Origin of the sequence: Treponema sp. (assembly GCF_045657965.1) — a bacterium.
In the GTDB taxonomy this organism is placed as follows: domain Bacteria; phylum Spirochaetota; class Spirochaetia; order Treponematales; family Treponemataceae; genus Treponema_D.
The window spans coordinates 1-2,967 of sequence record NZ_JAZOUG010000313.1; the positions used below are offsets into that span (position 1 = coordinate 1).

Consider the following 2,967-nt stretch of genomic DNA (forward strand, 5'->3'; position numbering starts at 1 on the left):
AAACGTTCCCTAAAAGGAAATCTCTTCCTCTCAGGGAACGTTCGTCATTTTCAGGTATCTTTCCTCACAGGGTAACTACCCCATGAGGAAAAACATCCTTATTTATACAACTCAACCAGTTTCTGCAAATGCTCGAAGCATGCCTTAGCAGCCTGTTCGTTTCGGTCGAACAATACTTTAGCGCGCTCTGGGAACTTGCGCAAAAAACAGGAATAAACAAACGCACTCTTGACGGCTATCTTGCTAAAAATGGAAACGAGCCGACTGTTGGAAATGCCGTAAAAATCGCACAAGTTTTAGGAGTCAGCGTAGAATATTTGACGACAGGAAAAGAGTCTGATTTCTCAGGCGAAAATATTTCCCAAGAAATGATACTTTTTCATAAATACAGAAATTTTATACGGAAAATTGAAAGTTTGCCAGAAGATACAAATAATTGCTTGAATTTCTTGGTTGACAAATTGGCAAGGTAACTAACAAAAATCCCAGCCAGAACAAATTCTGGCCGGGATTAAAATGTTTAGATTAGTTAAAGTACCTTACACCAGCTCTAAAGAGGTTCTGGCATGAGCTTGCTTCCTTGTTGCAGGCGATGTTCTTAATCAAATCTTCTGTATATCCGCCGATGCCGACTGTGCGCTCTGAGTGGCCCATTTTACCCAAGACGAGGCCGTCCGGGCTTGTGAGGCCTTCGATTGCGAATGCTGAGCCGTTGGGGTTTTCTGGCTCGAGCATTGTTGGTTTGCCGTTTTCGTCGCAGTACTGGCTGTAGACCTGTCCTTTTTCGAACAATTCTTTTGCGAGCTGCTCAGAAATGAAGATTTTACCTTCACCGTGGCTTACCGGGATATAATGCGGTTTTTCTTCGAGTACAGAAGCGTCCAAAGCCCAAGGAGAAGCGGCGCTTACCATGCGAGTCCAGACCACGCGGCTGATGTGCCGGTGGATGTCGTTGAAGGTGAGTGTCGGTGTGTCTTCGCTTGGTTCGGTGATTTTTCCGTATGGAACGAGGCCTGTTTTAATCAAAGCCTGGAAGCCGTTACAGATACCAAGAATCAGGTTTTTCTTTTCGAGATGAGAAGTGATTGCGTCGGCGATTCGCTTTTCGCGGATTACGTTTGCGATGAATTTTCCTGAACCGTCCGGCTCGTCACCGGCAGAGAAGCCACCTGCGAATGCTACAATCTGTGCCTGCTCGATTTCTGCCTTGAATGCGGCGAGTGACTCTTCCAAATCTTTTGGTGTTCTGTTCTTGAAGACGAGGATGTGTGAGTCAGCACCTGCAAGGTTGAATGCGCGTGCCATGTCGTATTCACAGTTTGTGCCCGGGAATACAGGAACGATTACGCGTGGTTTTGCCTTGCTTGAATCGATTACTGTGAATGTATCTTTCTTGGCTCGTGCTTCGCCCAAAGATGCATGCTCTGCTTTTGCCCATTCAGGAAGGTTTTCTTCTTTTTTAACAGAAGAAACCGGCGGGAATACTTTTGCAAGTTTAGATTCCCATGCTTCGTAGAGGTCAGAGAGTTTGATTTCTGCCTTTGGAAGCGGGTCAACGCCCTTCATTTCGAATGAGATGATCGGGTCTTTTTGTGTGTTTCCGATTCTGAGGACTGTTGTGTTTACAAAGCCGCCGTTCTCGAACTTGTCGTCGTCTGTTTCAACGAGGATTGAGCCGTACTGCGGTGTGAAGAGGTCTGCGATTGTGTCGTTTGCGTTGCGGTGGAAGCCGATGACTGTTGCTGATGTCGGAATCTGTGTGAGCTGAACGCCGATTTTGTTTCCGAATGACATCTTTGTGATTGCCTCAGCGATTCCGCCTGCTCCGACCGGATACATTGCGTTGATTTTGCCGGCCTTGTTGAGCTCGTAGAGGGCATCTGAGTTCTTTTTGAAAGCGTCCCAGTCCGGTGCGAGTTCTTTTGAATATGGAATCTGAACGAGGTAAACATAGCTTCCGCTCTTTTTGAATGACCCTGACTGAACGTTTTTAGCCTCGTCGTGTGCTACTGCGAAAGAAACGAGTGTGTGTGGAACATTGATGTGCTCGAAAGTTCCGCTCATTGAGTCTTTTCCGCCGATTGAAGCACATCCCATTTCCCTTTGAGCGTCGATTGAACCCAGGAGTGCTGCTGTCGGATAGCCCCAGGTGTGCTCGCTTACGGCACGGCCGAAGAATTCCTGATAGCTCATGCGGCTTGTTGTTGCCTTACCGCCGATACAGGTGATTTTTGCGAGTGAAGAAAGGATTGCTGTCTGAGCTCCGTGCCACGGTGACCACTGAGCAACCCGCGGGTCGTATCCGTAAGACATGAGTGAGACAGTTGATGTTTCGCGTGGAGAGATGACCGGGATTTTTGCCGACATAGCACATTCCGGAGTGCCCTGGTATTTTCCGCCGAACGGGAACAATACAGTGCTTGCTCCGATTGAGCCGTCGAATCGCTCCTGAAGGCCACGCTGAGAACAACATGCGAGGTCGCGGATGTTTTCGATGAATGCTTCTTTAATCTGCTCTGCCGATGGTTTTTCGCCGCCTGCTTCACCAGTTGCGCTTGCACATTTGCCAAGAACTTTTGCAACTGAGTCGAGAGGTTTTACGAGAGGTGAATCGTGCTGTTCGCTAGGTGATTCAATAGAAGCTTTTGCTGTGTGAACGGCACCAGCCGAATCAAGGAATGAGCGGTCAATGTCAACGATTGTCTTGCCGCGCCATTTCATTGTGAGCTTGTTTTTATCAGTTACGGTTGCAACTACGACAGCATTCAGGTTTTCGTCATTACAGTATTTGATGAATTTATCTACATCGCTTGGGCGGACGACTACAGCCATTCGCTCCTGGCTTTCAGAAATTGCAAGCTCGGTTCCGTTCAAGCCTTCGTACTTCTTTGGAACAGCGTCAAGATTGATGTCCAGTCCTGGGGCAAGTTCGCCGACTGCGACAGAAACACCGCCTGCACCGAAGTC

The 2,967-nt window shown here is 48.0% G+C and carries 2 protein-coding genes; one reads left to right on the plus strand and one right to left on the minus strand.

Annotated elements, in window-relative coordinates; genetic code table 11:
- The first annotated feature begins 128 nt into the window (after positions 1–128).
- Positions 129–473, plus strand: coding sequence for a helix-turn-helix domain-containing protein (locus tag ACKI5B_RS11845; RefSeq protein WP_407429016.1), 345 nt, complete (start codon positions 129–131; stop codon positions 471–473).
- 52 nt (positions 474–525) lie between these two features.
- Here the strand turns inward: ACKI5B_RS11845 and ACKI5B_RS11850 are convergent.
- Positions 526–2,967, minus strand: a 2,442-nt coding sequence (locus ACKI5B_RS11850) for a phosphoribosylformylglycinamidine synthase subunit PurQ (protein WP_407429018.1), incomplete at its 5' end; no start/stop codon positions are given.